Genomic DNA, 26,215 nt, shown 5'->3' with positions numbered 1-26,215 from the left:
CCTTCTAGAACGTCACCAGCGGATCGCCGATGAAGTCCGCGATGAAGTTGACGAAGAAGAACCCGAAGAACAGGAAATTGAGGACGAGGATGACGTAGTGCCAGGGCCTGGGCCGGGCGGGACGCGGCAGCTTGCTGTTCAGGTACATGAGCATGAACGGATAGATCAGCGCCCCGAGGTTGGACATGTTCGCCGACCACTCGACCAGGCCCACCGGCAGCGACTGGAAGATGACGATCGAGATGATCACCAGCAGCACGATCATGAACGGGTAGTAGAAGCGCCGCGGGTCGCCCTCGATCAGCCGGCGCAGGCGCGGGCTCGTGGCGTTGGCCGCGTCGGTCGTCACCCGCACCATCGCCTCGAAGATGCCGAGCTGCGTCGAGAACAGCACCAGCACCCCCAGCACCAGCCCGATGTAGAACACCACGGGGCCGTACTCCGCGCCGAGCGCGCTCGCCACGAACGTCGGCACGTTCGCCCTGGTCGGCTGCTCGCCGACCATCTGGACGGCGTGCGACATGAGGATCGTGGGCAGCAGCATGCCGAGGATGGCTCCGACGAAGAACACGCCCCACATGTCGACCATCAGCAGCCGGTACCAGCGTCGCCACAGGCCGCGGTTACGCTCGTCGTCCGGGAAGGTGACGCCGCTGGCCAGGACCGTGGTCCGGTCGCCGCGCAGGCCGGAGATGTAGCCGACGCGGTGGCCCATGCCGTAGCCCTTGTCGCGGTAGTGGCCCATGACGTACCAGTTCAGGCCGGACGCGAGCGCGGTGAAGCCGGCCAGCCCGCCCAGCTGCGTCGCCGTGATCCCTTCCGGCGGCGCCGCAGGGGTGACGAACCCGCGGATGCCCTCCCACCACTGGCTGAACGGCACCACCAGCAGGCAGGTGACCAGCAGCGCGAGCAGGATCGTGCTGACCATCACCCAGTTGGCGAGCTCCAGCGCGCGGCTGATGCGCCGGGCACTCGCGGTGATGACGAACACCAGCACCAGCAGGCCGACCGCCCACCAGCGCGGCTCGGCGGCGTCGGCGGCCGGCGGCACGCCGTGGACCAGCGCGTACACGCCCTGTCCCGCCGAGGCGGCCCAGCCCCCGGCGATGAACGCGAAGATCACGATGAGGACGGACAGCGGCACCCAGAGCGGCCACCCGGGCGGCACCCGCCCCCAGCCCACCACCGGCGTCTCACCGGTCGCGATGACGTACCTGGAGCACTCGACGTTGTAGAACGTCTGCAGCAGCGCCGAGACCAGGATGACCCAGCCGACGCCGACGAACCCGTACTGGCCCACGCTGAGCGGGCCGAGCAGCCATTCTCCGCTGCCGATCGAGATACCGAGGGCGATCAGGCTGGGGCCCACCGCGTGTTTGAAAAGCTCCTTGGGGCCGATCTTGGAGACCTTGAAGACCTCCTCAGGCGTGGGCAGGTCGGTGACTTCGAGATCCGGACGGCTGACTCCGAGTGGGTGCGACATCTCACTGCCTCCTGACCATCAGCGTGATCCCGGAGGAGGGCCGCTACAAGGCCCAATTGCGCGCCGGGATCAGGCGTACCGGAGGTCGGCCCGGGCGATGCGGCCGTCGCCGATCGTGAAGCCGACCGAGACGACCCGCAGCGTCCCGCCGATCACCTCGTCGCCCGCAGGGCGGAGGGGCGGGGTCGGCGTCCATGGCGACGAGATGCGGGGGCGGCGGCGTACGCGTCCAAGACCTGGGGTCATAACCGACGGCTATGGCTCTGATCGGGGCGCACCAGGCGTGGCGTGCCGGAACTTCACACAGTCGCTACTTAGAGTGATGAAGCGTTGTCAGAACGTCCTTACTGGGGGAGATCATGAAAGTCACCCGCATAGCGGCGAGCTGTGTGTTCGCCGGCGCAGCCTCGCTGGCCGTCATGGCCGCTCCGGCCCACGCCGACCGCGCCTGCGAGCTGAACCTGTCCGACGTCACCCACACTCTGCGCATCGACCGCCACGGCGTCTCCGCGGGCAAGCGCGACGCCAAGGCCTGCAAGCTCGAGGACATGTTCTCGAGCCACGCCCGGCACCACGACGACATGCACCACGACGCCCGGCACCACGACGACATGCACCACGACGACATGCACCACGACGACATGCGCCACGACGACATGCACCACGAGGACGAGCACGGCGATTGGGAGGCGCCCGGCGCCTACCGCATGGCCTGGGACTGGCTGGCCCAGTAACGGCTCTCCATAGACTCGGCCGCCCGTAGCACGCCGGCCGCACCGGTCCCGGGGCCTCCACGCGAGGCCCCGGGACCTTTTCCATGCCCAGGGGCTGCCTGCCGGTCGCGCGCCTACCGGTCGACGATCTCGTTCTTGCCGATGACCACGACGCCGCCGCGCGTCAGCGCGAAGCGGGTGCGGTCGTATTCGAGGTCGAAGCCGATCCGGGCCCCGTCGGGGATCACGACGTTCTTGTCGATGATCGCCTTGCGGATGACCGCGCCCCGGCCCACCTTGACGTTCTCCATCAGCACGGAGTCCTCCACCAGCGAGTGGGAGTGCAGGACGACCCTGGGCGACAGGATCGACCTGATCGCCGTGCCGCCGGAGACGATCACGCCGGGGGAGACCAGCGAGTCGATCGCCCGCCCCACCCGGTCGCCGTCGTTGTGCACGAACTTGGCGGGCGGCAGCGGGTCGTGGCCGGTGAAGATCGGCCACTTGTCGTTGTAGAGGTTGAACACGGGGTGCGCCGAGATGAGGTCCATGTGGGCCTCGTAGTAGGCGTCCAGCGTTCCGACGTCGCGCCAGTAGCCGCGGTCGCGCTCGCTGGAGCCGGGCACGATGTTGTGGGCGAAGTCGTAGACGTCGGCGCCGCCCGACTTGACGAGCATCGGGATGATGTTGCCGCCCAGGTCGTGTTTGCTGGTCGGGTCGAGCGCGTCCTCACGCAGGGCGTCGATCATCGACTGCGTCTTGAACACGTAGTTGCCCATCGAGGCGAACACCTCGTCGGGCGAGTCGGCGAGCCCGACCGCGTCCTTCGGCTTCTCCCTGAACGCCACGATCCGGCGGCCCTGCGGGTCGGTCTCGATCACGCCGAACTGGTCGGCCAGCGACAGCGGCTGCCGGATCGCCGCCACCGTCACGTCGGCGCCCGACTCCTCGTGCTGCTCGACCATCTGCCGCGGATCCATCCGGTAGATGTGGTCGGCCCCGAACACGATCACGTGCTCGGGCATCTCGTCGTAGATCAGGTTCAGGTTCTGGAACAGGGCGTCCGCGGAACCGGAGAACCAGCGCGGCCCGAGGCGCTGCTGCGCGGGCACGGGGGTGACGTAGTTGCCGAGCATCGCCGACAGCCGCCAGGTCCGCGAGACGTGCCGGTCGAGGCTGTGGTTCTTGTACTGCGTCAGCACGACGATCTTCAGGAACCCGCCGTTCGCGAGATTGGACAGCACGAAGTCGACGAGCCGATACATCCCCCCGAACGGCACCGCCGGTTTGGCCCGATCCGCCGTGAGCGGCATGAGCCTCTTACCCTCTCCACCTGCCAGCACGACCGCAAGCACCCTCCGGGACCTCATGCCCTGGACGCTACCCCCAAATGGCCGATCTATCGACGAAACCCTGCACCGTCACCTCCCTGCGTGTCCGGTTTTGTGCGTACAAGGGGTTGGCGGGCGACACCCGGGTCGATGGTGGTCCGCCGCACGGCCCCGCCATAAGGTCGTGTCATGCGCGTTGATCTGCTCAGCAGGGAGTATCCGCCCGAGGTGTACGGCGGGGCCGGCGTCCACATGGAGTACCTCGCCAGGGAGCTGCGGAAGCTGGCCGACGTACGGGTGCGCTGCTTCGGGGCCGAGCGCGCCGAGCCTGGCGTCTCGGCCTACCGGGTGCCGGACGGCCTGGCGGGCGCCAACGCCGCGCTGCAGGTGCTCGGCGTCGACCTGGAGATGGCCGCCGCCTGCGAGGGCGCCGACGTCGTCCACTCCCACACCTGGTACGCGAACTTCGCCGGCCACGTCGCCAAGCTTCTCCACGGCGTCCCGCACGTGATCACCACGCACAGCCTGGAGCCGCTGCGCCCGTGGAAGGCCGAGCAGCTCGGCGGCGGTTACGCGATCTCGTCGTGGGCCGAGCGCACCGCCCTGCTCGCCGCCGACGCGGTGATCGCGGTGTCGGAGGGCATGCGGCGCGACGTCCTGGCCGCCTACCCGGAGATCCCGCCCGAGCGGGTCGGCGTGATCCACAACGGCATCGACACCGCCGAGTACGCCCCCGACCCGGCCACCCACGTGCTGGAGAAGCACGGCGTCGACCCCGGCAGGCCGTACGTCGTCTTCGTCGGCCGTATCACCCGGCAGAAGGGCCTGGTCCACCTGCTGCACGCGGCCCGCACCATCGACCCGGGCGCCCAGCTCGTGCTCTGCGCGGGCGCGCCCGACACCCCCGAGATCGCCGCGGAGGTGACCGAGCTGGTGCGCGGTCTCGGCCGCGACGGGGTGTTCTGGATCCGGGAGATGCTGCCCAAGCCCGAGGTCATCCAGCTCCTGACGCACGCCGCGGTGTTCGTCTGCCCGTCGGTCTACGAGCCGATGGGGATCGTCAACCTGGAGGCGATGGCCTGCGAGACGGCCGTGGTGGCCACGGCGACCGGCGGCATCCCCGAGGTGGTGGCCGACGGCGAGAGCGGCCTGCTGGTGCCCATCGACCAGGGGCCCGACGGCACGCCGCACGATCCCGGTCGCTTCGCCGCGGACCTGGCCGAGCGCGTCAACGCCCTGCTGGGCGACCCGGCCAGGGCGCGGGCGATGGGCGAGGCGGGACGGGCGCGGGCCGTCGAGCACTTCTCCTGGGAGCGCGTCGCCCGCCGCACGGCCGACCTGTACGCGAGGCTGCGCCTTTAGCCGGTCCGCCCTCGCCGGGTGTCTTCCGGTGGGGCGGACGGCGTCATTCGGCGCGTTCGAGGACGACCACAGGGATCGGCCGCTGCGTCTTCGTCTGGTACTCGTCGTAGGGGGGCCAGGTGGCCGTCATGACCCGCCACATCTCGGGCTTCTCCGCCTCGCCCGCCGTGCGGGCCCGGGCCTTGAACCGGTCGCCCTTGACCTGCACCTCGACGTCGGGATTGGCCACCAGGTTCTTGTACCACTCGGGGTGGTCGGGGTCGCCCCCCTTGGAGGCCACGACGAGGTAGTCGTCACCGAAGCGCTGGTAGATCAGCGGTGTCGTGTACGACTTGCCGGATTTACGGCCTTTGGTGGTGAGAAGGAGGGTTACGGTGTTGTTCCACTCGTGTCCCTCTGCGCCATCGGTTTCCTGATATCGCTGGACATGTTCCTTGCCGTAGAGCATGTCACCCATCATGCCCGTACGACGGGGGGTCATGAACGACGGCCCCGCCTGCCCGCCGGGGAGCCCAGGCCGTCGAGGACGCACACCAGCCCCGTCGTGCGGACACGGCACCGGCTCCACTTCGCCGGCGGCTGAGCCGTAACGGAGGCGGCCGGTGAGAGGGCAGGTCAGCCGGCCGTCCACTTCGAGTCGGGCATGAGCGTGACCAGCACGAGGTAGCCGAAGAAGCCGACGGCCAGGCCCACGGCGTAACCGCCGAACACCACCGGCTCGCCCAGCAGCGTCGTCACCAGGCCGCCGCCCACCGCCGCGAGCACCGCCGACAGGTCGCTCAGGCCCGGAGAGGACTGCCGCCGCCGCAGTGCCCCGTACGTGATCCAGCCGACCACCAGCCCGAAACAGATCGCGCCGAGCACCGCCATGCGGGAACCTCCAAAGCCGTTGGACAGATCGCCGTACGACCATGGCACGGGCACGCCCCGCTGGCTAGGGGGCGGCTAGAGGTAGGACCGGGCCGCGCTCACCAGCTCGGCGGCGGCGCCGGCCGTGTCGACGTAGAGGGCGGAGTCGGGCGTGCGCTCGCGGACGTCCTGGTCGCGGATCGCGAACACGGCCGGAGGGACGCCGACGTCGCCGTAGCGCGCGGTCACGGCCCGCCCGATCGCCCGGCGGGCGTCGGCGACCACCTCGCGCGTGGTGTGGCCGGGGCCGGAGGCGGCGAGATAGCCGAGCATGCCGGCGAAGCGCAGCTCGACGCGCGCCGCAGGACGCTGCTTCGGCAGCACAGGACGGTCGAGCCAGAACACCCGGCCCGCCAGGAACGCGGCATAGCCGGAGCCCTTGTCGCCGAGCTCGTCACTGAGCTCGTCACCGGGCTCGTCACTGAGCTTGTCACCGGGCTCGTCACCGAGCACGCGCGTCGTCCCGGCGAGCAGCTCCCCGAACTCGGCCAGCTCCGCCTCGGGCGGCAGGTCCGTGGTGACGAACAAGGGCACGATGAGCGAGTCGAGCATGTGAGTATCCCTCCGTGAGGAGGCTCATCGTAGGGTGCCCGACCGACAATCGCCGCCTTGGCCGCTGACCTGCTCCGTTGCGTCCTGATTCGCCCGCCCGGCAGGGGCTCCGGGTAGCATCCCGTCAATGCCGTCCGCCCTCCTGATCACCGGAACCGTCGGCGTGGGGAAGACGTCCGCGGCCGACGCCGCCGGAGACCTGCTCGCCGGCGCGGGCGTGCCGAACGCCGTCATCGACCTCGACCGGCTGCGCCGCGCCTGGCCGGCGCCTCCAGACGACCCCTTCCACGGCGCCCTGACCCTGCGCAACCTGCGTGCGGTGGCGGCCAACTTCCTGGCGGCGGGCGCGGAACGGCTCGTGCTGGCCGGCGTGATCGAGAGCCGCGACGAGCGCCTGCGCCACGAGGAGGCCCTCGCGGTGCCGCTCACGGTCTGCCGCGTCCGCGTGGCGCTCCCCGAAGTACGCCGGCGGCTGACGGCGCGGCACGCCGACGATCCCGCCGGGCTTGACTGGCATCTCGCGAGAGCGGAGGAATTGTCGTCCATCCTCGACGTGGCGGAGGTCGCCGACTACACCGTGGACGGCACGGGCGCCAGGGCGCGGGTGGCCGCACGCGTGCTCGACGGGTGGCGCCCTTAGCGGTCGCTCCACTCGTCCTCGAGGGCCGAGTGGACGATCGAGTCGCGCCAGCCGTCCGGAGTGCGCAGGTGGTGGCGGATGCGGCCCTCCTCGACCATGCCGGCGGTCAGCATCGCGAGCTGGGCCGGCAGGTTGGCCGGGGAGCGGGCGGCCCAGACGCGGTGCAGCCCGAGCTGTTTGAACCCGAACGACAGCAGCAGGCGGACGAGTTCGGTGCCGATGCCGCGGCCCCACTGGTGAGGATGGAGCCCGAACCCGATCTCCGCGCTGTGCGGGTTGTCGGCCTCGACACGCAGGCGGGCCACCCCGATGACGTCGCAGCGCCCTCGGTCGACGACGGCCAGCACGTACAGCAGGCGCGGCTCGGCCGCGGCCGCCTCGGTGGCCTCCTCCACCAGCCGGGCGACCTCGTCCAGGCTGCGCGGCGGGAAGGGCAGGTGCTGGGTGGCGGTGGGATCGCCGTAGACGGCGTGGAGCGCGGGCACGTCGGCCTCCGTGACGTCACGAAGGCCGAGCCGCTCGCCGTTGTGCACCACGGGACGCATGCGCCGACGGTAACGCGAGTCCCGTGATCTCAACAAGCCTGCGTCAAGTGGCGAGTTGACTTCCGTAAGCGCGGGCGACGAGTTCGGCGACGGCGCTGTGCGAGCCGAGCGGTTCCGCGTGCCCGGCGTTGATCGACGCGGCGGCCCGCTCGACGAGATCGCGCGGCGCCTCGTAGCCGATCACGCAGGGGGAGACGGCCAGCCGGTCGGCGCCGGCGGCGCGCAGCCGCTCGGCCGCGACGGCCACGCCGGGCTCGCTGTCGAGCGAGGCGGCCACCACGGGCAGCGTGAGTCTGGACGCAAGCAGCACGGCGGTCGCCTGAACGGCGTGCACCGCGCGCTCTCCGCCCACGGTCGCGAGGATGACGGCGTCGACGGGGCTGGAGACGTTCAGCAGGCGTACGCGGTCGGCGCGGGCCAGGCCGCGCTCGGCCAGCCTGATGTGCAGGGCCTCGGCCAGCAGGGGGTGAGGCCCGAGCGCCTCGGTCACGACGACGCCCTCGCCGCGGGCGGCGACAGTCTTGCCGATCTCCGCCAGGACGACGGGGTCGTCCCAGGTGAGCAGCGGCACGACGATGGCCTCGCGGCCGGAGGGCAGGGAGTCCGCCAGGCCGGCCACGCTCGTCAGGCGCACCTCGATCTGCGGGTTGTCGACGCGCACGACGGACGCGATCTCCTCGGCGACCCCGGCGGTGTCGCCCGGGGTGGCGAGCACGAGCACGGGCGCGTCTGGCGGCAAGGACGTGGGCACGGGGCGGCGGTGACGGCCACCGCCCGGCCGGCGGGAACGTTCTCGTACAGGCAGGCTCACAGGCGGGCAGTTTATGCCTAACAGGCGACGGTTGTTCTGTGAATCGGTGGCGATTGCGTTACAACGGTACGGGTGTGACTGAGATCACCGCCTAATGCGGATAAGTACGGACTTATCGCTACAAGGCGGGCGGCGGTGGCAGCCGCCGCCCGCGCCTTTCGCGGCGTCTCAGGCGTTCACGCGAAGGGGCCCACCTGGCCGGGCCGCGACGTCTTGGGGTCGTCGGCCGAGGCGGTCGCGAGGTCGAGGTCGCGGGTCTCCGGGGCGATGGCCAGGCCCACGGCGGTGACCGCCAGCGAGGCGACCACGTAGATCGACACCGCCACCGTGGACTGGAACGCCTCGAAGAGCTGGAGCGCGATGATCGGCGCCAGCGCGCCGCCCACGATGCCGGCGACCTGATAGCCCATGGAGGCCCCGCTGTAGCGCAGCCGCGTGCTGAACAGCTCGGCGATGAACGCCGCCTGCGGCCCGTACATCGCGGCGTGGGTGATCAGCGCCACGACCGCGGCCAGCGCGATGAGCGGGAACGATCTGGTGTCCAGCAGCGGGAAGAACGCGAACACCCACACCGCCGCCGCGATCACGCCGGCGAGGTAGACCGGGCGCCGGCCGTACCGGTCGGACATCGCGCCGGCGATCGGGATCAGCACGAGCTGCAGCGCCGACCCGATGAGCACGGCGTTCAGCGCGTACGACCGCGGCAGCTCCAGCTGCTGGGTGATGTAGACGATGATGTACGAGGTGAACGTGTAGAACGCCACGTCCACCCCGATCCGCGCGGTGAAGGCCGACAGCAGGGCGCGCGGGTGCGTGCGCAGCACCTCGACCAGCGGCATCTTCGCCTTGGCGCCCTTCTGCTCGACCTCGGCGAACAACGGCGACTCCGAGACCTTCAGGCGTACCCACAGGCCCACGAGGACCAGGACGCCCGACAGCAGGAACGGCACCCGCCAGCCCCACGACAGGAACGCCGCGTCCGACAGCGTGAACGACAGGATCGTCAGCAGGCCCGTGGCCAGCACATACCCCGCGGGCACGCCGACCTGCGGCCAGCTCGCGTTGAAGCCGCGGCGGCGGCTGTCGCCGTGCTCCAGCGACATGATCACCGCGCCGCCCCACTCGCCGCCCAGTCCCAGGCCCTGCACGAACCTGAACAGCGCCAGCAGGATCGGCGCCACGACGCCGATGCTCGCGTAGCCGGGCAGGACGCCGATGAGGAACGTCGAGACGCCCATGACCAGCAGCGTCACCACCAGCACGGTCTTGCGGCCCACCCGGTCGCCGAAGTGGCCGAACACGATGCCGCCGAGCGGCCGGGCGACGAACGCCACGGCGTTGGTGGTCAGCGAGGCGAGCGTGCCGGTGAACGGGTCGAGCGAGGGGAAGAAGAGCTGGGGGAAGACCAGGGTCGCGGCGGTGGTGTAGAGGAAGAAGTCGTACCACTCCAGCGACGTGCCGATCAGGCTGGTGAGGATCACCCGCCGGGTCTGTTGCGTGGAGCCTGCCATCCGATTGCTCCTTGGATCGAAGGGGGGATGGCTATCAACGTAAGGATCGTTGAACAATTCGACAAGAGTTTTGCTCCATGATTGTCTGCTGATTGTGGATAACGTGGTTGCTGATCTCTCCCAGGACCGCCCCCGCCTGGGGCGCAGCAGCACGGCGGAACGGGTGGCCGACATCCTGCGCGACCGCATCAGCGAGGGCTTCTTCCCGCCCGGCCAGCGCCTGTCGGAGGAGTCCATCTCCGAGGCGCTCGGCGTCTCCCGCAACACGCTGCGCGAGGCGTTCCGGCTGCTCGGCCACGAGCGGCTGCTCGATCACCGGCTCAACCGGGGCGTCTTCGTCCGGCTCCCCTCCGTCGAGGACGTCCGCGACCTCTACCAGGTGCGTCGCGTGCTCGAAGGGGCGGCCGTGCGGCGCGCCCCGTCCGAGGAGGCGCTGACCCTGATCAGGGAGGCCGTGCGCGACGCCGAGCGCGCCGCCGCCGAGGACGACTGGCAGGGCGTCGGCACCGCCAACATCCGCTACCACCAGGCGCTCGTCTCGCTCAACGGCAGCCGCAGGCTCGACGAGGTCATGCGCCAGCTCCTGGCCGAGCTGCGGCTCGTCTTCCACGTCATGGAGAATCCGCGGGCCTTCCACGAGCCGTTCGTCGACCGCAACCGCACCCTGCTCGCCCTGATCGAGGCGGAGGGGCCGGAGAAGGCCGCCGCCTATCTCGACGACTACCTCGACCATGCCGAACGCCTGCTCGTCCACGCCTACGACCCCAGCCGCTAACGTGAGCGCATGGACCGGATCTTCACCGTGGACGAGGCCCGTGCGCTGCTGCCCGCCGTCATCGAGGACGCCCGCGAGCTGATCGCCGCCCGCGCCGACCTGGCCGAGCTCGAGTTCGCGCGGCGTTCCGGCGTGCGGTCCGAGCTGGGCGGGCTGGCCGAGATCAAGGGGCTGCGGGCCCGCATCGAGGAGATCCTCGGCGGGTGGAGCGAGCAGGGCATCGAGGTGAAGGGCATCGCGCCGGTGCTCGTCGACTTCCCGTCCGTGCTCGATGGCGTGTCCGTACGGCTGTGCTGGATCGAGGGGGAGCGGGAGCTCGGCTGGTACCACCGCAGCGAGCTCGGGTTCGCCGGCCGCCGCCCGCTCTGACGCTCCTTGACGCGGGAGCCGCGCTGTGCTGTATTCAACCTATCCGTTGATAAACCGAGAGGTTGAATACGATGCTCCTCGAGAACAAGGTCGCGGTCGTGTACGGCGCCAGCGGCGCGATCGGCGGCGCGGCGGCCCGCGCGTTCGCCCGCGAGGGCGCCCGGGTCTTCCTCGCCGGCCGCACCCAGAAGACGCTCGACGAGGTCGCCCACGACATCCGCGCGGCCGGCGGCACGGCCGAGGCCGCAGTGGTGGACGCGCTCGACGAGACAGCGGTCGACGCGTTCACCGGCGCGGTGGCGTCGCGGGCGGGCGGCATCGACATCTCCTTCAACGTGATCGGCGTCCAGGACGTGCAGAAGCCGCTCACCGAGATCTCGCTCGCCGAGTTCCTGCGGCCGATCGAGCTCGCCACGCGCACGCAGTTCCTCACCACCAGGGCGGCCGTACGGCACATGATCCCGCGCCGTACGGGCGTGATCCTGCTGTTCGGCGGGGGCGGGCCGCAGACGGTGCCCGGCCTCGGCGGGTTCAAGGTCGCGCTGGACGCCATGGAGAGCATGCGCCGCCAGTGGGCGTGCGAGGCCGGGCCGTACGGCGTGCGCGTCGTCACCCTGGTGACCGGCGGCGTGCCCGAGAGCATCCCCGCCAGCGAGCCGGTCAAGGAGGCGATCGCGGCCTCGATCGCCGAGTCGGCTCTCCTCAAGCGCGCCGCCACACTCCAGGACGTGGGGGACGTCGCCGCGTTCGCCGCCTCCGACCTGGCCAGGAGCATGACCTCGGCGACGGTCAACATCTCCTGCGGTGCGATCGTGGACCACTGACGAAGTGATCGCGCGTACCCCGACAGGAAGATCGCCTGGATGTCCGACGACGAGCTCAGCCGCACCTTCGCCGCCCTGGCCGACCCGACGCGGCGGGCCATCCTCGCGCGGCTGGCCGAGGGCGAGGCGACGGTCAACGAGCTGGCCGAGCCGTTCGACATGAGCCTCCAGGCCGTCTCCAAACACCTCAAGGTGCTGGAACGCGCGGGGCTGATCACCCGGGGCCGCGACGCCCAGTGGCGTCCCTGCCGTCTGGAGAGCGCCCCGCTGGAGACGGCCTCCGCGTGGATCGACCGCTACCGGGCGCACTGGAGTGACCGCTTCGACCGCCTGGAGCGGGAGATCCGGCGCGTTCAGAGCGACAAGGACAGGAGCAGGCATGAGCAGGGCTGAGACCGAGTTCGTCATCGAACCGGGCCGGCAGGACATCATCATGATCCATCTCTTCGACGCGCCGCCCGACGTCGTTTTCCGGGTGGTCACCGACCCGCAGCTGATCCCGCGCTGGTGGGGGCCGACCTTCCTGGCCACCCGCGTCGACCTCATGGAGGTCCGGCCCGGCGGTCGCTGGCGCTTCGTCAACATCGACGCCGACGGCCGGGAGTACGCCTTCGGCGGCGTCTACCACGCCGTCGTGCCGCCGGAGCGGTTCGTGCGCACGTGGGAGTACGAGGGCACGCCCGGCGACGTCGCCCTGGAAACGGTCACCCTGACCCCGGTGGACGGCGCCACCCGGTACGTCGCCCAGTCGGTGCACCGGTCGGTGGAGGCCCGCGACGCCATCGTCCGCGCGAACGGGGCAAGGGGCGGCCGAGACTCCATGAACCGCCTGGCCACCCTCCTCACCGAACTCCGAGGCCCTTGATGTCCGAACAATGAGACAGCCTTCTCATCTCCTGGACAGTCAGGTACCTTCTACGAGTCGACACCGATCGGGAGGAACCGGCCATGGTGGAAGCACGGGCGCTGACAGCGCCGTATCAGGTCAGGTTCCGCGCGGGGCGGAACACGGCGTCGGCGGACACCGTCAAGAACGGTGTGGGTGGCTCGTCGGGTCCGCGACCGCACGAACTGCTGGAGGCGGCGCTGGCCACGTGCATGACCATCTCGGCCCGGATGGCGCTGGTGGACATGGGCCTGACCGACACCGGGGTGAGCGTCGTGGTGACGCTGGACCGCCAGGAGGCGGTCACGCGCTTCCGTTACGAGCTCGTCCTGGACCCGCCGGTGGACGAGGCCCAGTACCAAGCGGTGGCCGAACGGGTGCGGCAGTCCCCGGTGCGCCGGACGTTGGGCAGGGCACTGGAGTTCGAGCCTGCCTGACAGCTCACCTGCGAGCCGGAGCCGGAGGCGGTTGACGGCGGGTGTGGTCCCGGGCCCTCAGTGGGTGCGGGAGCGGTGGGCGGCGACGCGTTCGCGGGTGGCGCAGCGGGCGCTGCAGTAGCGGCGCGGGCTGCCGCCCCCGAAGTCCATGTACGGCCGGCGGCAGCCGGCCGACGCGCACAGTCCGCCGGGCACCCGCTGGTAGTCGGCCAGCAGCACCGCCAGTGCCATCGCCGACGAGGCGAGGAACCACTCCGCCCACGGCGCTTCGTCGCGGCTGTCGACGTGCAGATGCCAGGTGGTCGTGCCCCCGTGGCTGGTCAGCCGGGGCGCGCGAGCGGCTCTGGCGAGCAGTTCGTTCAGCAGCGCCGCCGCCTGGTCGGCGTCGGGTGCGGCCAGCACCTCGCGCAGGCGGGCCGCCGCCGCGCGCATCTGCGTCACGTCGTCCTCGCCCAGACCGAAGTCTCCGCTCTCGCCGTGCTCGCGCAGGATGCGCGTCACCGACTCGATCGACGGCTCCTCGTGCAGCAACGCCACGCACAGGTCGACGGCTCGTGCGGCCATCGCCTTGGTCGAGTGAACCTTCACCCAAGAAGCGTATGCCGGGACGCCGGGTACCGCCTCACCCCTTCATTCCCCGCGTCAGTCCGGCAACCGCCGTGGCGACGGGGCCGGGCTGCCCAGGTTGTGCCACACGTCCCGCATCTGCCCGGTGGCCGACCCCTCATGGTCTGCGCTGTGGTGCTTCCTTCTCGTTCGGGCGGTCACCGTGCGGGGAGGACACGCGTCGGGGCAGGAGTGCGGCGACGGCCGCAACCTGCAGGGCCGCGCCGGCGGCAAGGGCGGCTCCCGTCGAGTACGCCGCCAGCGGCCCGGCCAGCGCCGAGCCGAGCGCGAACGAGGTGATCTTGAGGCTGGCACCCGTGGTGAACACCTGGCCGCGCAGCCGGGCGGGCGCCTCACGGTGGCGCACGGCGAACAACGCCGTCAGCTGGGGCCCCTCGCCGGCGCCCACGACGGCGGCGGCGACCACGGCGATCCAGAACGCGTCCGCCACCGCCGCCAGCGCCATCCCGACGCCGAGCACCGCGGTCCCGCCCGCCTGCACCACGTCCCAGCGCCGCACCCGCCGCTGGTGAGCGGCCAGTACGGCGTTGACCGCAAGCCCGCACGCCGAGGCCACGGCCAGCAGCAGCGTGCCGTAACCGCTCTCCCCGGCGAGCCTGATCCCCAGCACCGGCGCCGCGACGACCAGCATGGGCAGCCCGGCACACGACACCATGGACCCGACCGTCGCCCGTCGAAGCGCACCGTTCCTGACGATGACCGTGAACCCCTCCCGCACTTCCCGCACAAGCCCCCGCACCGCGCCTTCACCGTCGCGGAACTCCTCGTGACCGCCTCCTCGGTCATCCGGCGCGACGTCCCGCACGGGGTTACGGGTCATGCCTTCGGCGTCCTGCCCGCGGACAGGAAGGGTCCAGGCGGCGGGTGATGCGGCGAGCAGGAAAACGGCGCACATCGGGAGGACCGCCGCGTTGCCCCCCACCGCGGCGACCACCCCCACCAGGGCGGGTCCGGCCAGGCCGGCCGCGTTGTAGCTCATGGAGTCCAGGGCCGTGGCCCGGCCGAGCCGCTCCGGCCCGGCGACCAGGGGGAGTTGCGCCGTCCAGCCGCCCGTGAGCGCCGGGCCCAGCAGGCCGGTGGCGACCGCCAGGGCGATCAGGGCCGCGTCCGGCACCCGGCCGAACCCGACCAGCACCAGCAGGAGGCCGGCCGCGTACCCGGCCAGGCAGTACGCCAGCAGCCGGCCCGGACGGCGCGATCGGTCGATCAGGACACCGAGGAGCGGCCCTCCGACGGCGGCCGACACGGTCAGCCCGGACAGCAGCCACGACGCGAGCACGGGCGACCCCGTGACGGCCAGCCCCGTGACGAGCAGCGCCGGTCCCGACATCTCGTCCCCGGTGCGGGCGGCCACTGCGCCGGTCATGTAACGGCGTAACACGAGAAAGACGTTACACGAGTGGGAGGCGACAGACCAGGCGCGTACGCCGGGCGGCTCGTTCGCCCCGGGGCAGGAGCCGCGGCCCGGCGCGACCCATGCCGACCGGCTGGCCGCGTACCTGGGGCGTTCCGTCTCCTGAGGAGACACACTCGAATGGATGTTTGAAGACTGGCGTACACTCGGCATCATGACAGCCGCGTTCCAAGCATCTTTGCTCGATCTTGACGAGGAGTCACGGCTCGGGCCGCTCGGCGGCACCGTCCGGCGCACCCACCTCGGCCGGGGCGCCTGGATCGACCTGCGGCCGGGCTGGCTGACGGGCGCCGACATCCTGTTCGAACGGCTGGCCGGGACCGTGCCGTGGCGGGCCGAGCGGCGGCGGATGTACGACAGGGTCGTCGACGTGCCCCGGCTGCTGAAGTTCTACGACGAGGGCGAGACCCTGCCCGAGCCGGTGCTCGACGACGCCAGGCGGGCGCTCGACGCCCACTACGGCCAGGAGCTGGGCGAGCCGTTCCGGACGGCCGGGCTCTGTTTCTACCGCGACGGCCGCGACAGCGTGGCCTGGCACGGCGACACCATCGGGCGGGGCAGCGCCGAGGACACCATGGTCGCGATCCTCTCGGTCGGCAGCCCCCGCCCGCTGCTGCTCCGGCCGCGCGGCGGCGGCCCCTCGATCCGGCGCGACCTCGGCCACGGCGACCTCATCGTGATGGGCGGCAGCTGCCAGCGCACGTGGGAGCACGCCGTCCCGAAGACGACCCGCCCGTCCGGCCCCCGCATCAGCATCCAGTTCCGCCCACGCGGCGTGCGCTGACGCGCGCGCCGCCGGTCAGGCGCGGCGGACGGCTGCGGCCGGGGTGATGGTGAGGCGGGCGAGTCGGCCCTGTTCGCCGGAGGCCCAGCAGGATCCGTCGCGCGCGCACGACACCGTGTCGTACGACCCGGTGTCGAACGTCTGCCAGCTCCGCCCGCCCGTGTACGTCACGTCGCTTCCCGAGGGCCCGACGGCGACGGCGGCCGAAGGCAGGTGGGGCAGCCAGGCGACGCCCGAGCGGTACGCGGGGGGAGGCGCGTCGGCCGGCTGCCAGGTGGCTCCGCCGTCCCCGGTCACCGCCGCCGCCGTGGGCGAAGGCTGGTCGGCGCGGAAGTCGCCGCCGACCGCGAGGCCGTGGCGCGGGTCGCGGAAGGCGAGCCCGAAGACGCCGCGCGCCGGGTCGTCCGCCGGGATCGGCGTGCCGGACACCGTCCACGTACGGCCCCGGTCGGAGGAGTGGAACACCCGCGAGCGCTCCGCCCCTCCGGTGGCCAGCCACGCGTCCCGCCCGCCGGCCGTCGCCAGACACTGCCCGCCGGCCGCGAACCCGGCCTCGCCCCGCAGCGCCGGCGGCATCCCGGTGGCGGGCAGCACCCGCCACGTCCAGCCCGCGTCGTCGGTGGCCAGGATGCGGAACCTGCCGTCCACAGGGTCGCTCATCGCCAGCCCGTGTCGCCGGTCGAAGAACGCCACGCAGTCGTAGAACGCCTGCGGCTCGTCGTTCCTGAACACCTCCGTCCAGGTGCGCCCGCCGTCGTCCGTCCGGTAGACGCGCGAGTCGGGGCCCGCCCCGATGGACAACGCGACGGCGTTGTCCGCGTCGAACGCCTCGATGTCGCGGAAGTCCAGGGCGGACGCGCCGGGCGGGGAGACGTCCTGCCAGTTCCATCCGCCGTCCTCGGTGCGCAGGACGGTGCCTCCGGAGCCGGAGGCCCACGCGACGTCCCGGCTGACGGGCGCGAGGCCGCGCAGGCGCGCGCTCGCCCCGGTGTGCTGGGCCTCCCAGCCGAGCTTGGGCTGCGGCCCGGCATGTGCGGGCAGCGGAGCGGCGAGGACGAGCGCCGCTGACAGCGTGCCCCACGCGATGCGAAGCCTCATGTCAGGACAAAATAGTCCGAACGATCACACGGGCGCTAGAGGGCGCTAGAGGTCCTGGTGGATGGAAGCACCCCACGACAGCAGGTTCCCGGCCGTCGAGAAGCGCCGGCTGGAGACCGACTCGTCGAGCAGCACGCCGACCAGCAGCCGCCCGCGCGACTCGCCCGCGAACGCCAGGCAGTAGCCCGCCGCTCTGGTGAAGCCCGTCTTCAGCCCCACCGCGCCGGACGTGCCGAGCAGCCGGTTGGTGTTGCGCCAGCTGTACGAACGGTGCCCGTCACCGGCCGGCAGGCGGTGGAACCGGGTGCCGGCGACCTCCTTGATCAGCGGCACCTGCAGCGCCTTGGCGGCCAGTACCGCCTGGTCCCTGGCGGTGGAGTAGCCGTCGCTGCCCGGCATGGGCAGGCCGTCGGCGTTGACGTACTGGGTGTCGTTCATGCCGAGTTCGCGGGCCGTGGCGTTCATCTTGGCCACGAACCCGGGCACGCCGGGCCCGTACGTGCGGGCGAGGGCGTGAGCGGCGTCGGCGCCGGAGGGGAGCAGGAGGCCGTAGAGGAGCTGGCCGACCGTGATGCGGTCGCCGGGGCGCAGGTTCGCGGTGGTGCCGCCGCCGTCCACGGCGTACTTCACGTCCTCCCGCTCGATCCGCACCACGTCGGTCGGCTTGGCGGTCTTCAGCACGACGTACGCCGTCATGGTCTTGGTCAGGCTCGCGATCGGCATCCGCTCGGTGCCGGCCTTCTCGAACAACACGTCGCCCGACGCGGCGTCCATCAGGTACGCGGCCTTGCCGTACACGGTGGGGGAGTCGGTCGCCGACAGGGGAGCGGCGGCAGCGGTGGTGGCGGTGGTCGCCTGTGCATACGCGGGTCCCGTGAGCCCCGTGACCAGAGCAAGGGCGCCTGCCGCGGCTGTCGTAAAAGCTTTCCGGTTACGCATGCGGTTCAGAGTGCCGCGCATCTTGGGGAGATGTTGGCGAAATGTCCGAAATATCCTGACTCGCAACCCCGAAAACCCTGACAGACCAGGCAAAACGGAAAAGAGTAAATCTTTTAGCCAAATATGCCGCAAATCTGGTTAGTAATCACCCTGAGTGCCATGAGTCACGTGATACACGACGATCACGAAACAAATCAGTGAACAACTGCTCCCACAGCGGCATCACCCGTTCCGCGGCGTAAAGCTTCGCCGTCTCGGCCGCCGCCGCCCCCAGGCGCACCCGCAGCTCCCGGTCCGCGATGACCCGGTTGAGCGCCGCCGCCAGCCCGTCCACGTCCCCGGGCGGCACGAGCACCCCGTCCACGCCGTCGGTCAGCACGTCACCGGGCCCCGTCGGACAGTCGAACGCCACCACGGGCAGCGCGTGCGCCATCGCCTCGATCATCACCATCGGCAGCCCCTCGAACCGCGAGCTCAGCGCGTACACCGACGCCCCGGCCATCTCCTGCTCCAGCCGCCGGGTGCGGCCGGGCAGCGACACGTGTCGCCCGAGCCCGTGCCGCTGGACCAGCCCGGCCAGCTCGCCCCGGCGCGGGCCGGTGCCGAAGACACGCAGCCGCCACTCCGGATGCTCGGCCACCACCTGCGCGAACGCCTTGATGAGCAGGTCGAACCCCTTCTGCGGCACCAGCCGCCCGGCCGCGACGACCACGGGGTTCACCTGCTGTGAGCGCATTCCGCGGGTCCTCGGGACGGCGTTCGGGATGTGCACGACCGGCGTGCCGGGCAGCAACTGCTCGTACTCCGCCCGGTTGCCGCGCGTCAGCACCGTGACAGCGTCGAAGCTGCCGTAGTGACGGGCGATCTCCCTGCGGATGGTCACCGGGTAGGCCGACAGGTTCATGTGCTCCTGGGCGACCCGGATCACCGACGCCGGCGCACGGCGGGCGGAGATCAGGTTCAGCGCCGGCCGGGTGGTCACCAGGATGCCGTCACGCAGACCCGCGACGTAGCGCATCGTGGCCCGCTCCACCCGCTCGGTGAAGTAGCCGGCCGCGAACTCGCCCTTCGGCACGACCTTCCCGCGCATCCGGCGCCACATTCGGCGGGCGACGGAGTCGGGCCGCCGGCCGCCGCGCTCGTCCACCAGCGTGGTCAGCGTGACGCCGGGATCGGGCGCGAACTGGGGCGCGTCGCGCCGCCGCACCACGCTGACCAGCTCGACGTCGTGTCCGGCGGCGGCCATCGCGTTGGCCTGGCCGATCACGGTGCGGATCGTGCCGCCCGTCCCGTACGCGTGCAGCAGCATGTAACGGATCTTCACGTGAGGTACCCCCAGGCGCGGGACTGACTGCTCACCGTACCGGAGCATCCGCGGCTCCCCCTCCAGGCCGAGAGACCAGCAGCTCTCGCGGGTCACCGCTCCGGCTCGGCGCCGAGCCCCTGCCCGTTCATGCCGAGGCGGGTCTCTCGGACCTCGCCCTCCAGGATCGCCGTCGCGATGATCAAGGTCGGATAGTCTGGCCGACGGCGGGATCCGATCAAGGAGTGGGAGCATGGACGGTCAGCGGCTCGCGGACGACGTGGTGCTCGGCATGGTCGCCGAACGCCTCAGCGCGGCCATGGGCAAGCCCTGGGAGGTCCGCGACGGCATGGCCAAGGGACCGGGCACGCTCGCGGTGCTGCTCGGCGCCGACCACACCGGCCACCCGGCCCACCTCGACCTCGACTTCGTGCTCAACGCCGAACGCCCCGCCGAGACCACGATCAGCGACTGCACCTCCGGGTACGGCGCCACCGTCGAGGAGGCCGTCGGCCGGGCCGTCCGCTCATGGCTGGACACCACCGGCAGCGCGCTGCTCGAACTCCTCGTCCAGGACGGCACGCACGCCGCCCACTTCGCTCCCGGCGACCCCGACGGCCTCCCCGGATGGCACGCGATCCACGGCGGCATCACCGGCTGGGGCACCGGCGACCACCACGACGCGGTGCAGCGCTGGGCCGTCCAGCACGTGCTGCTGCCGCGTCTCGCCCCGGCGCTGCAGGGCGCGTTCGACCGCGAGCACCTGATCGGCGTCAAGGTGTTCTTCGGCGGCGGGGAGGGCGCCGAGACGGCCGAGGTCCGGGTCGGCGGCGCCTGCCACGAGGCCGCCTCCCGGGTGCTGGCCGCCCTCGACTGGCCCCGCCCGGCCGCGGGCGTCTCCTACGCCCGCACGTTCGTCCTCCTGGTCCACCCGGGCGACGGCGGTTAATGCCCGAGCGGTTGGTCCCAGCTCCTGTTAGCGTTTCCGCTGAGGGGGTGAGCTCGCGGTGAAACCGAAAGCCAGTCGGCCTGCGGTGCTCATGGACGTCGCCGCCCGCGCCGGCGTCTCCACCATGACCGTCTCCCGGGTGCTCAACGCGCCCGACCTCGTACGCGCCGAGACCAGGGCCCGGGTGCTGGCCGCCGTGCGCGAGCTCGACTACCGGCCCAACCAGGCCGCCCGCCAGCTCGTCACCGGCCGCTCCGGCGTGCTCGGCGTGGTCAGCATCGACACCACGCTCTACGGCCCGGCGACCATGCTCTACTGCATCGAGCAGGCCGCCCGGCAGGCGGGCTACAACGTCAGCATCGTCAGCCTCGGCTCCCTCACCCGCCGTTCGATGGAGGAGGGCGTGGGGCGGCTGCGCACCCAGTCGGTCGACGGTGTGATCATCGTCGCCCCGCACGAGTCGGCCGCCGACGGGCTGCGCCACCTGCCGTCCGAGATGCCGGTCGTCGCCGTCGACGCCGGCGACGACATCCCGGTGCCGGTGGCCAAGGTCGACCAGCGCGCGGGCGCCGCCCTCGTCACCCGCCACCTGCTCGACCTCGGCCACGAGAGCGTCCTGCACGTCGCGGGACCGGCCGACTGGCTCGACGCCAACGGCCGCATCGACGGCTGGCGCGACGTCCTGGAGTCCGCCGGCCGGCCGGTGCCCGAGGTGCTGCGCGGCGACTGGAGCTCGCGCTCGGGCTACGAGCTGGGCCGCCGCCTGGCCGAGGACGCCGGGGTCACCGCCGTGTTCGCGGCCAACGACCAGATGGCACTCGGCGTGCTGCGCGCGCTGCGCGAGGCCGGTCGGCGGGTGCCCGAGGACGTCAGCGTGGCCGGGTTCGACGACATCCCCGAGTCCGCCTACTTCTGGCCGCCGCTCACCACCGTCCGGCAGGACTTCCGCGAGGTCGGCCGGCACGCCTTCCGGCTGCTGCTGGACCGGATGGCGGGCGCCGGGCCGCAGGCCCGCGTCCTGGTCCAGCCGGAGCTCGTCGTCCGCGAGAGCACCATCAGGCGGGCCTGACCAGCGGCACCGTCACGCGAGTCTGATCACGTTCCAGGAGACCGGGGGCAGCAGGACGCGCAGCGGGTCGGCCTCGACGTCGGGGTTCGCCCGGGGCGCGATCCGGTCGGGCTCGTCGGCGGTGTTGCGGGCGTAGACGTCCGGGTCGGTCAGCGTGGTGGCCTCGACCACGCGCACGCCGCCGAGCGCCCGCGCGTCGATCTCCAGCGACACCGGCCGGTCCGCCGAGCGGTTCACCGCGAACACCGTCGTGCCGTCCTCGCCGTGCGTGGCCACCGCGTCCATCACCGGCACCTCGCCGTACGCCTTGGTCTCGTACGACGGCGTGACCGGCTCGACCCGCAGCACGTCGCCGGCCGCGTGCCGGGAGGCCTGCGCGAACGGGTGGAACGTGCTCTGCCGCCACACCCGCCCGCCCGGCTCCGTCATGATCGGCGCGATCACGTTCACCAGCTGGGCCAGGCACGCGGCGGTCACCCGGTCGCTGTTGCGCAGCAGCGTGATCAGCAGGCCGCCGAACGCCACCGCGTCGGCCAGGTGGTACTGGTCCTCCAGCAGCCGCGGCGCGACCGGCCAGTCCGTCAGCGGCTCGGCGTCGCGGTTGCGCGTCTGGTACCAGATGTTCCACTCGTCGAAGGAGACGTCGATCCGCTTGCGCGACTTCAGCCGGGCCCCGACGGAGTCGGCGGTGGCCACGACGGAACGGATGAAGTACTCCATGTCGGTCGAGCAGGCCAGGAAGCTGCCGAGGTCGCCGTCGTGCTCCTGGTAGTAGGCGTGGCAGGAGATGTAGTCGACCACGTCGTACGCCTCCTCCAGCACCGTGGCCTCCCACGCGCCGAAGGTCGGCATGCCGGAGCCGGAGCTGCCGCAGGCGACCAGCTCCAGCGCTGGGTCGATCGTGCGCATGGCGCGGGCGGTCTCGGCGGCCAGCCGGCCGTACTCGTGGGCGGTCTTGTGGCCGGTCTGCCAGGGGCCGTCCAGCTCGTTGCCCAGGCACCACATGCGGATGCCGTGCGGCTCCTTCGAGCCGCCCGCGACGCGCAGGTCGGACAGCGCGGTGCCGGACGGATGGTTGCAGTATTCGAGCAGGTCCAGGGCCTCGGCGATGCCGCGCGTGCCGAGATTGACGGCCATCATGGGCTCGACGCCGGCCTTGCGGCACCAGCGGACGAACTCGTCGACGCCGACCTCGTTCGTCTCGGTGCTGTGCCAGGCGAGGTCGAGCCGGCGGGGCCGCTGTGAGACCGGGCCGATGCCGTCCTCCCACCGGTAGCCGGAGACGAAGTTGCCGCCCGGGTAGCGGACGACGGACACGCCGAGCTCCCTGGTGAGGTCGAGCACGTCACGGCGGAAGCCGTCCTCGTCGGCCGTCGGGTGGCCCGGCTCGTAGATGCCGGTGTATACGCATCGTCCGAGGTGCTCGACGAACGTGCCGAAGGTCCGCCGGCGTACCGGTGCGATCGTGAACGCGGGATCGAGCGTGAGCTTGGCCTGGTGCACGAGGCGACTCCTGGTCTGCGGGGGCGTGAACCAGATTGTTAGCGTTATCACCCGGACCGGTCAAGAGGTGTGCGATCGCAGGTTCGCGGACTCTTGACAGTCAGTGTGTTACCGCTAACACTCGGGTAACCCCGGCGAAACGCCGGGCCTTCGAGCGGCGCGTCCGTGACCCGGACGTTCGCCATGTCGGCCGTCGCGCCGCAGCGACAGGCCCCATTCACGCCTGCCCTGAGATCCCTCTGACGTTAGCGAGAAATGACCAAGCGATAGCTCGGTGAAGGAAGAGGCCCCCGTGCACGATCCCCCTGACATCTCCCGCCGGCACCTCCTCGGCGGCAGCCTCGCTCTGCTCGGCGCCGCCGCCACGGGCTGCGCCCTCCCCGTCGGTCTCGGCTCCTCAAAGACCCACGTCCAGTACTGGCATTTCCTCGGTGCGAGCGACGGCCTCGTCATGAAGGAGATGGTCGGAGCGTTCGCCCGCGACAACCCCGATGTCTTCGTCGAGGAGAACGTGCTCGCCTGGGGCGAGCCGTACTACACGAAGATCGCGATGGCCGGCTCCGGCGGGCGCTCGCCCGACCTGGCCACCTTCCACCTGGCCCGGCTCGCCGGGATCGGCGCCGGCCAGATCCTCGACCCGATCGACGTCACGCTCATGGAGGAGGCCGGGCTGCGGGGCGCCGACTTCAGCCCGCCCATCTGGGAGCGCGCTCACATCGACGGCGTCCTGTACGCGATCCCGTTCGACGCCCACCCGATGGTGCAGTACTACAACACCGACATCTGCGGCAGGGCCGGGCTGTTGGGGCCGGACGGCAAGCTGCGCCCCACGACCGGCGTCGACGAACTGATCGCCATGCTCACCGAGGCCAAGAAAGTCATGGGCGGCCGCCCGCCGCTCGCCTTCGACGCGCTCGGCCTCGGCACCGTCGGCCCCTGGCGCGTGTGGTGGTCGCTCTACCCGCAGAGCGGCGGCACCCTGCTGTCGGAGGACGGCACCCGGATCACCATCGACGACGCCAAGGCGCTGGAGGCGCTGCGGCTCATGGCCCGGCTCGGGCAGGAGGGGCTGTGCGACTGGCGCACCGACTACGGCGCCTCCGTCGCCAACTTCACCAACGGCCAGGCGGCCTTCCTGTGGAACGGCGACTGGGAGATCGCCGGCCTGAAGGAACGCGGGACGCCGTTCAGCATGACGCGCTTCCCCAGCGTCTTCGGCGGCCACCAGGCGCAGGCCGACTGCCACGCGTTCGTGCTGCCGCACCAGCGCGACCGTGACCCCGAGGTGGAGCGGGCCACGTACCGGTTCATCGCCCACATCGTGAAGAACAGCGCCGACTGGGCCGTGGCCGGGCACGTGCCCGCGTACCTGCCGGCGCTGGAGCGGCCGGAGTACCTGGCGCTGCAGCCGCAGTCGGAGTACCGCACGGTCATCACCGAGGTCGCGCTCGACCCGCAGGTGTGGTTCGCCGGGTCGGCCTCGCGGATGTGGATCGAGTTCGGCGAGGCGTTCTCGCCGGTGATCTCCGGCGAGCGCACGCCGGAAGAGGGGCTGGCCGCCGCCAAGGCGTCGCTGACCCGGCTGCTGTCGGCCCCGAACCCCTTCCCCGACGAGGAGCGATGATGACCACCACCGTCGCGGCCCCCGCGACCGCCGCCCCCGTCGCCAAGGCCAAGGTGCGGCGCGGCTGGACCCAGCACGGGCTGCTGTTCGTGGCCCCCTTCCTCGTCGTCTACGCGCTCTTCCTGATCTGGCCGACCCTGCTCGGCCTGCAGATGAGCTTCTCCAGCGTCAACATCGCCGGCGGCAACGACCGTTTCGTGGGGTTCGACAACTACGCGGAGGCCTTCTCCGACCCGCGCATGTGGCGCTCGTTGTGGAACACGCTGGTCTTCACCGTGCTGAGCACCATCCCGCTGGTCTTCCTCGGCCTGGTGTTCGCGCTGCTGGTGCACAACCTGCGCTTCATGCAGTGGCTGTGGCGGCTGTCGTTCTTCGGGCCGTTCCTGCTGCCGTCGGCCGTGGTGTCGCTGCTGTGGCTGCAGATGATCTACCCGCCCGACTTCGGCCTGCTGAACGGCACGCTCGGCACCGACGTCCTGTGGCTCGGCGATCCCTCGGTGGCCATGTGGTCGGTGGTGCTGACCACGGTCTGGTGGACGGTCGGCTTCAACTTCCTGCTCTACCTCGCCGCCCTGCAGTCCATCCCCCAGCACCTGTACGAGGCCGCCGCCATCGACGGAGCCACCGCCTGGGACAAACTCCGCTCGATCACCCTGCCGCTGCTGCGCCGCACCACCGCCCTCATCGTGGTGCTGCAGCTCGTCGCCTCGCTGAAGGTCTTCGACCAGATCTACCTGATGACCGGCGGCGGCCCCGAGGACGCCACCCGCCCGATCATCGAGTACGCCTACGACGTCGGCTTCACCGGCTATCGCGTCGGCTACGCCTCGGCCGTGTCGTACATCCTGTTCGTCATCATCGTCATCGTGTCCCTGGCGCAGCTCCGGCTGTTCCGCAAGCGCGAGGAGGCCGCGTCGTGACCAAGCGGTTCAGCATCAGCCAACTCGTCCTGCTCGTGGTGACGCTGGCACTGGCGGTCCTGTGGCTGGCGCCGCTCGCCTGGGCGGTGGCGACGTCGCTCAAGCCCGAGTCGGAGACCACGAAGCTCCCGCTGGAGTGGATCGGCAGCGAGATCACCTTCGACGCGTACGCGCTGGTCCTCGGCACCGGCGGCATCGTCAAGTGGGCGATCAACTCGACCGTCACGGCTCTCGTGGTGACGTTCATGACCGTGCTGTTCTCGGCGATGGCCGCGTACGGGTTCGCGCGCACGCAGTTCAAGGGGCAGCGGGTGCTGCTCGGGCTCGTCCTGGCCGGGATCATGGTGCCGCCGCAGGTGCTGATCGCGCCGCTGTTCGCCGAGATGGTGTCGTTCGGCCTGGTGGACACCTGGTGGGCGATCATCCTGCCGCAGGTGGCCGCGCCGCTGATCGTCTACATCCTGTTCAAGTTCTTCCAGGACGTGCCGGCCGAGCTGGAGCAGGCGGCGTTCGTGGACGGCGCCGGCCGCTGGCGGGTGTTCTTCCAGATCGTGCTGCCGCTGTCGCGGCCGGTGCTGGGGGCGGTGTCGATCTTCACGTTCATCAGCACGTGGAACAACTTCCTGTGGCCGTTCCTCGTCTCCACCGACCCGAACACGATGACCCTGCCGGTGGGCCTGGCCAACGTCGTGCAGGGCACCTTCGGCCTGCGTTACGCGCAGATCATGGCCTCGGTGGTGCTGGCCGGCCTGCCGCTGCTGGTGGTGTTCGTGCTCTTCCAGCGGCAGATCATCCGCGGCGTCGCCCACACCGGACTGGCCGGGCAGTGAAAAGGCC

30 protein-coding genes are annotated in these 26,215 nt (G+C 71.2%); 15 read left to right on the top strand and 15 right to left on the bottom strand.

The window, feature by feature from the left end; translation table 11 throughout:
* Positions 1-4: 4 nt before the first annotated feature.
* Both ACIBP6_RS24975 and ACIBP6_RS24970 read right to left on the bottom strand, forming a co-directional pair.
* The gene (locus tag ACIBP6_RS24975) at positions 5-1,483 is read right to left on the bottom strand and encodes an Nramp family divalent metal transporter (RefSeq protein ID WP_397055798.1); all 1,479 of its coding nucleotides are present in this window, start codon (positions 1,481-1,483) and stop codon (positions 5-7) included.
* A gap of 69 nt (positions 1,484-1,552) precedes the next feature.
* Positions 1,553-1,729, bottom strand: a complete 177-nt coding sequence (locus tag ACIBP6_RS24970; protein WP_397055796.1) for a hypothetical protein — start codon at positions 1,727-1,729, stop codon at positions 1,553-1,555.
* A gap of 113 nt (positions 1,730-1,842) precedes the next feature.
* On the opposite strand from ACIBP6_RS24970, the gene ACIBP6_RS24965 reads away from it, so the two are divergent.
* Entirely contained in the window at positions 1,843-2,217 is a 375-nt protein-coding gene (locus ACIBP6_RS24965) for a hypothetical protein (protein ID WP_397055794.1), read from the top strand.
* Positions 2,218-2,330: 113 nt separating this feature from the next.
* Here the strand turns inward: ACIBP6_RS24965 and glgC are convergent, their stop codons facing one another.
* Positions 2,331-3,566, bottom strand: coding sequence for a glucose-1-phosphate adenylyltransferase (glgC, locus tag ACIBP6_RS24960; RefSeq protein WP_397055792.1), 1,236 nt, complete (start codon positions 3,564-3,566; stop codon positions 2,331-2,333).
* Positions 3,567-3,716: 150 nt separating this feature from the next.
* Here glgC and glgA point away from each other — a divergent pair, with 150 nt between their 5' ends.
* Positions 3,717-4,889: a glycogen synthase gene (gene glgA, locus ACIBP6_RS24955; RefSeq protein ID WP_397055790.1), complete on the top strand. Its 1,173-nt coding sequence runs from the start codon at positions 3,717-3,719 to the stop codon at positions 4,887-4,889.
* 43 nt (positions 4,890-4,932) lie between these two features.
* Here the strand turns inward: glgA and ACIBP6_RS24950 are convergent, their stop codons facing one another.
* The 3 genes from ACIBP6_RS24950 to ACIBP6_RS24940 all read right to left on the bottom strand — a co-directional run bounded on the left by ACIBP6_RS24950 (position 4,933) and on the right by ACIBP6_RS24940 (position 6,350).
* Positions 4,933-5,337, bottom strand: a complete 405-nt coding sequence (locus ACIBP6_RS24950) for a nitroreductase family deazaflavin-dependent oxidoreductase (protein WP_397055788.1) — start codon at positions 5,335-5,337, stop codon at positions 4,933-4,935.
* Between the two features lie 167 nt (positions 5,338-5,504).
* A complete protein-coding gene (locus ACIBP6_RS24945) occupies positions 5,505-5,813 on the bottom strand; it encodes a hypothetical protein (RefSeq protein WP_397055786.1) in 309 nt (102 codons plus the stop codon).
* A 21-nt stretch (positions 5,814-5,834) separates the two neighbouring features.
* A complete protein-coding gene (locus ACIBP6_RS24940; protein WP_397055784.1) occupies positions 5,835-6,350 on the bottom strand; it encodes a hypothetical protein in 516 nt (171 codons plus the stop codon).
* 127 nt (positions 6,351-6,477) lie between these two features.
* Between ACIBP6_RS24940 and ACIBP6_RS24935 the strand changes: the two genes are divergently transcribed.
* On the top strand, positions 6,478-6,990 hold the full coding sequence (locus tag ACIBP6_RS24935; RefSeq protein WP_397055783.1) for a hypothetical protein: 513 nt from the start codon (positions 6,478-6,480) through the stop codon (positions 6,988-6,990).
* Here ACIBP6_RS24935 and ACIBP6_RS24930 read toward each other — a convergent pair.
* The 3 genes from ACIBP6_RS24930 to ACIBP6_RS24920 all read right to left on the bottom strand — a co-directional run bounded on the left by ACIBP6_RS24930 (position 6,987) and on the right by ACIBP6_RS24920 (position 9,857).
* Positions 6,987-7,535: a GNAT family N-acetyltransferase gene (locus ACIBP6_RS24930; RefSeq protein ID WP_397055782.1), complete on the bottom strand. Its 549-nt coding sequence runs from the start codon at positions 7,533-7,535 to the stop codon at positions 6,987-6,989. The two genes, ACIBP6_RS24935 and ACIBP6_RS24930, sit on opposite strands and share 4 nt — an antisense overlap.
* Before the next feature lie 43 nt (positions 7,536-7,578).
* Positions 7,579-8,286 carry a sirohydrochlorin chelatase gene (locus ACIBP6_RS24925; protein WP_397055780.1) on the bottom strand — a complete coding sequence of 236 codons (708 nt, stop codon included), beginning with the start codon at positions 8,284-8,286 and terminating at the stop codon, positions 7,579-7,581.
* A gap of 236 nt (positions 8,287-8,522) precedes the next feature.
* Positions 8,523-9,857: an MFS transporter gene (locus ACIBP6_RS24920; RefSeq protein WP_397055778.1), complete on the bottom strand. Its 1,335-nt coding sequence runs from the start codon at positions 9,855-9,857 to the stop codon at positions 8,523-8,525.
* A gap of 103 nt (positions 9,858-9,960) precedes the next feature.
* Between ACIBP6_RS24920 and ACIBP6_RS24915 the strand changes: the two genes are divergently transcribed.
* The 6 genes from ACIBP6_RS24915 (at position 9,961) to ACIBP6_RS24890 (ending at position 13,148) form a co-directional block, all read left to right on the top strand.
* Positions 9,961-10,632: a GntR family transcriptional regulator gene (locus ACIBP6_RS24915; protein ID WP_397055776.1), complete on the top strand. Its 672-nt coding sequence runs from the start codon at positions 9,961-9,963 to the stop codon at positions 10,630-10,632.
* Between the two features lie 9 nt (positions 10,633-10,641).
* Complete coding sequence (locus tag ACIBP6_RS24910; RefSeq protein ID WP_397055774.1) at positions 10,642-11,001, top strand: DUF2203 domain-containing protein; 360 nt, start codon at positions 10,642-10,644, stop codon at positions 10,999-11,001.
* 71 nt (positions 11,002-11,072) lie between these two features.
* Positions 11,073-11,825: an SDR family NAD(P)-dependent oxidoreductase gene (locus tag ACIBP6_RS24905; RefSeq protein WP_397055772.1), complete on the top strand. Its 753-nt coding sequence runs from the start codon at positions 11,073-11,075 to the stop codon at positions 11,823-11,825.
* 39 nt (positions 11,826-11,864) lie between these two features.
* Complete coding sequence (locus ACIBP6_RS24900; RefSeq protein ID WP_397055770.1) at positions 11,865-12,218, top strand: ArsR/SmtB family transcription factor; 354 nt, start codon at positions 11,865-11,867, stop codon at positions 12,216-12,218.
* Complete coding sequence (locus ACIBP6_RS24895; RefSeq protein ID WP_397055768.1) at positions 12,205-12,690, top strand: SRPBCC domain-containing protein; 486 nt, start codon at positions 12,205-12,207, stop codon at positions 12,688-12,690. Before ACIBP6_RS24900 ends, ACIBP6_RS24895 begins: the two co-directional genes overlap by 14 nt.
* Before the next feature lie 83 nt (positions 12,691-12,773).
* Entirely contained in the window at positions 12,774-13,148 is a 375-nt protein-coding gene (locus ACIBP6_RS24890) for an OsmC family protein (protein ID WP_397055766.1), read from the top strand.
* Positions 13,149-13,205: 57 nt separating this feature from the next.
* Here the strand turns inward: ACIBP6_RS24890 and ACIBP6_RS24885 are convergent, their stop codons facing one another.
* Both ACIBP6_RS24885 and ACIBP6_RS24880 read right to left on the bottom strand, forming a co-directional pair.
* On the bottom strand, positions 13,206-13,736 hold the full coding sequence (locus tag ACIBP6_RS24885; protein WP_397055764.1) for a CGNR zinc finger domain-containing protein: 531 nt from the start codon (positions 13,734-13,736) through the stop codon (positions 13,206-13,208).
* Positions 13,737-13,872: 136 nt separating this feature from the next.
* Positions 13,873-15,156: an MFS transporter gene (locus ACIBP6_RS24880; RefSeq protein WP_397055762.1), complete on the bottom strand. Its 1,284-nt coding sequence runs from the start codon at positions 15,154-15,156 to the stop codon at positions 13,873-13,875.
* 187 nt (positions 15,157-15,343) lie between these two features.
* On the opposite strand from ACIBP6_RS24880, the gene ACIBP6_RS24875 reads away from it, so the two are divergent.
* Positions 15,344-15,973: an alpha-ketoglutarate-dependent dioxygenase AlkB gene (locus ACIBP6_RS24875; RefSeq protein ID WP_397055760.1), complete on the top strand. Its 630-nt coding sequence runs from the start codon at positions 15,344-15,346 to the stop codon at positions 15,971-15,973.
* 15 nt (positions 15,974-15,988) lie between these two features.
* Here the strand turns inward: ACIBP6_RS24875 and ACIBP6_RS24870 are convergent, their stop codons facing one another.
* The 3 genes from ACIBP6_RS24870 to ACIBP6_RS24860 form a co-directional block, all read right to left on the bottom strand.
* Complete coding sequence (locus ACIBP6_RS24870) at positions 15,989-17,071, bottom strand: WD40/YVTN/BNR-like repeat-containing protein (RefSeq protein WP_397055758.1); 1,083 nt, start codon at positions 17,069-17,071, stop codon at positions 15,989-15,991.
* A 45-nt stretch (positions 17,072-17,116) separates the two neighbouring features.
* Complete coding sequence (locus tag ACIBP6_RS24865) at positions 17,117-18,010, bottom strand: D-alanyl-D-alanine carboxypeptidase family protein (RefSeq protein WP_397055756.1); 894 nt, start codon at positions 18,008-18,010, stop codon at positions 17,117-17,119.
* Between the two features lie 145 nt (positions 18,011-18,155).
* Entirely contained in the window at positions 18,156-19,334 is a 1,179-nt protein-coding gene (locus ACIBP6_RS24860; protein WP_397055754.1) for a glycosyltransferase family 4 protein, read from the bottom strand.
* Positions 19,335-19,566: 232 nt separating this feature from the next.
* Between ACIBP6_RS24860 and ACIBP6_RS24855 the strand changes: the two genes are divergently transcribed.
* Together ACIBP6_RS24855 and ACIBP6_RS24850 are read left to right on the top strand one after the other, a co-directional pair.
* Complete coding sequence (locus tag ACIBP6_RS24855; RefSeq protein WP_397055752.1) at positions 19,567-20,262, top strand: DUF6348 family protein; 696 nt, start codon at positions 19,567-19,569, stop codon at positions 20,260-20,262.
* Positions 20,263-20,320: 58 nt separating this feature from the next.
* Positions 20,321-21,331: a LacI family DNA-binding transcriptional regulator gene (locus ACIBP6_RS24850; RefSeq protein WP_425464760.1), complete on the top strand. Its 1,011-nt coding sequence runs from the start codon at positions 20,321-20,323 to the stop codon at positions 21,329-21,331.
* A gap of 12 nt (positions 21,332-21,343) precedes the next feature.
* Here ACIBP6_RS24850 and arfA read toward each other — a convergent pair whose 3' ends face one another.
* Positions 21,344-22,834, bottom strand: coding sequence for an arabinosylfuranosidase ArfA (gene arfA / locus ACIBP6_RS24845; RefSeq protein ID WP_397055750.1), 1,491 nt, complete (start codon positions 22,832-22,834; stop codon positions 21,344-21,346).
* A gap of 292 nt (positions 22,835-23,126) precedes the next feature.
* On the opposite strand from arfA, the gene ACIBP6_RS24840 reads away from it, so the two are divergent.
* Genes ACIBP6_RS24840 through ACIBP6_RS24830 form a run of 3 tightly spaced genes read left to right on the top strand, consistent with a single transcriptional unit; the run spans position 23,127 to position 26,208 of the window.
* The gene (locus tag ACIBP6_RS24840) at positions 23,127-24,458 is read left to right on the top strand and encodes an extracellular solute-binding protein (RefSeq protein WP_397055748.1); all 1,332 of its coding nucleotides are present in this window, start codon (positions 23,127-23,129) and stop codon (positions 24,456-24,458) included.
* Positions 24,458-25,378 (top strand): carbohydrate ABC transporter permease, encoded by a 921-nt coding sequence (locus ACIBP6_RS24835; RefSeq protein WP_397055746.1) that lies wholly within the window; start codon positions 24,458-24,460, stop codon positions 25,376-25,378. Before ACIBP6_RS24840 ends, ACIBP6_RS24835 begins: the two co-directional genes overlap by 1 nt.
* Entirely contained in the window at positions 25,375-26,208 is an 834-nt protein-coding gene (locus tag ACIBP6_RS24830; protein ID WP_397055745.1) for a carbohydrate ABC transporter permease, read from the top strand. Before ACIBP6_RS24835 ends, ACIBP6_RS24830 begins: the two co-directional genes overlap by 4 nt.
* The last annotated feature ends 7 nt before the right edge of the window (positions 26,209-26,215 follow it).

Origin of the sequence: Nonomuraea terrae, from assembly GCF_044465245.1 — a bacterium.
In the GTDB taxonomy this organism is placed as follows: domain Bacteria; phylum Actinomycetota; class Actinomycetes; order Streptosporangiales; family Streptosporangiaceae; genus Nonomuraea; species Nonomuraea terrae.
Note: the sequence above shows the minus strand (reverse complement) of the source record. Positions and strands in the feature narration are given on the sequence as shown.